This is a genomic window from Bacillus sp. 05T22 (assembly GCF_056396765.1).
Map to the genome: position 1 here is coordinate 1 of NZ_JBFTMC010000223.1, position 2,195 is coordinate 2,195.

The following is a 2,195-nucleotide window of genomic DNA, read 5'->3' on the forward strand; positions in this document are numbered from 1 at the left end:
CAAAACCGGAGTGGAAATGATGAGTATAAATAGTTTTGTGGGATTGATAAAGGACGAATTATTAAAAGAGGTAAGCATAAGAAGTGAGGATGAATTCGAGCCTGTAGTAGTTAAAGATATTCCTAGAMTTTGGAAGTGTTTAGGGACAGGTAATTATGCCGCAGTATTTATGCACAAAGAATACAAAGATTGGGTAGTGAAAGTTTACGCGCGAGAAGGAGAAGGAATTGAAARAGAGTCAGAAGTATACCGAAGAATCGGAAATCATCCTTCTTATTCGAAGCTTATATATAAAGGAGAAAATTTCATAGTATTGAAACGTTTAAAAGAAATTACCTTATACGATGCTATTCATAAGGGGATTAAAATTCCTAAGCAGGTAATCCTTGATATCAATGAAGCTTTAGAGTATGCAAGGGAACAAGGATTAACTCCTTGTGATGTTCACGGGAAAAATGTGATGATGRAAARCGGAAGGGGATATGTAGTCGATGTATCTGATTTCTTAAAAACAAAAGAAGATAGTAAGTGGAGAGACCTAGAAAAGGCATATTTTACATTTTACTTGCCTTTCATTTATAAATTGCCTTTCCCTGTTAAAATACCGTATTTCATGTTAAACATTGTTAGACGTTCATATAGAAAATATAAGAAGCTTAAAAAGAAATTCAAATTGTAAAAGGACCACATACTTATCTTTAGGTTAGATAAGTGAACCACTAGTAAACAAAAGGACCGTACATTTTAGATATGTCTAATATGTACGGTCCTAATTTTATAACTTCATGAAGGGGTACCGCCACACATCCATCAACTTAACAGAACAGGTTACCCCCAAAACGAAAAAAATGAACTTCGTTGCTATAAAAGACACAAAATTTTCGTTTAGGAGGTACTTCAAAATCTTAGCTTGATGGTGATGTGGTGCTACCCCATCGCTATCAAGCTAAGACTACATTAGGAATTTTTCAGGAGAGTTTTTTTACTTTTTATAGGGGATCAGTGTAGATTATTTAAAAATTCGCATACGAAATAAACCCTAATGGGTTTCCTTTTTTAAATTAAGCCGCTTGATTATCAGACATGGTACAATTGTATACGACACCTAATATATCAAAGACTGTTTTTTTCTCGTATCGATGAGATTTTCGTCCGTTGCGCTGTAGGAGGTTAAACAGACGAAGGAGAATCTTTGATAATTCTGGGGTGTCTTTTTGTATAGTTTGGAACAGAAGAAAAAAATAGTCTTTAATCATATAAATAGCTTTATATTCACTCAATTCTTGTTTCTTCTTCATAAGAAGTAACTTCCGCATTTGAAACATAATAGAGGAACAGAGTAGAATGGCAATCAGTTGCCCATACAAATGGCATTCCAATCGTTCTTGTTTTATCTTTTTACAATGATGAATGCAAAAGAATGATTTCCACGTTTTAAATAAAATTTCGATTTGCCAACGTAAAGAATACCAACCATGTACTTGTCCCATTGGGACAACATCTGTAGAAGTGTTTGTCATATATACATTGATACCACTGAGTCGTTTACTACGAGGAGAATACTTCATTCCTTTCTTTTTTTCTCTTACGGTTTGATCTTGTAATCGTTTTTCTTGTTGTTCTTTTGTTAGTCGATGAACAATCACACGAGTAGGTACTTTATCGGTCATTCCTACATAAGCGTCGGGTATTTCACATGTTTGTCCTGGCTGAAGAGAGTTCATTAAGACCTCCATATCTATCTGTATATACTCCGTACCTTTTTTGATTCTTCCATCTCGAAAATAATCAGGATCGGGATTTTTTTGATAAATACGTGTATTCGACTTGATACGAGAGATATAGTAAGCCTTTTTATCCTGTATATGTTGAAGATCTTTCAAATGAAAATATCCTAAATCTCGGATACATAAATCATTCGCTGTCACAGTTGGGATGCACAGAGAACCGTAGGTTCGATCATGTTGTTTACCCGGACCGGTATGAATATGCAGGAACCGTCCACTTAATAAATCATATTCAAGCTGAATTTTCACCCCTGCTGTATGGCTGCAGCCTCCTGCACCTGGATAAACGAATGAAAAGGAATCTGGGAGCTGAAATGCAGTTGAATCTAAAATACGAATACGCTTAAAAACAGAAGTATATGGAGAAGAAATCGGTATAGATGAGGCCAATTTTTGGTTTAGTAGTTC

2 protein-coding genes are annotated in these 2,195 nt (G+C 35.0%); one reads left to right on the plus strand and one right to left on the minus strand.

The features are described 5' to 3' along the window. The first annotated feature begins 19 nt into the window (after nucleotides 1-19). Nucleotides 20-679, plus strand: coding sequence for a serine/threonine protein kinase (locus AC1DIT_RS27910; protein WP_476998586.1), 660 nt, complete (start codon nucleotides 20-22; stop codon nucleotides 677-679). Nucleotides 680-1,061: 382 nt separating this feature from the next. Here the strand turns inward: AC1DIT_RS27910 and AC1DIT_RS27915 are convergent. Then, nucleotides 1,062-2,195: IS4 family transposase (locus tag AC1DIT_RS27915; protein ID WP_476998585.1), on the minus strand; the 1,134-nt coding region annotated here is incomplete at its 5' end.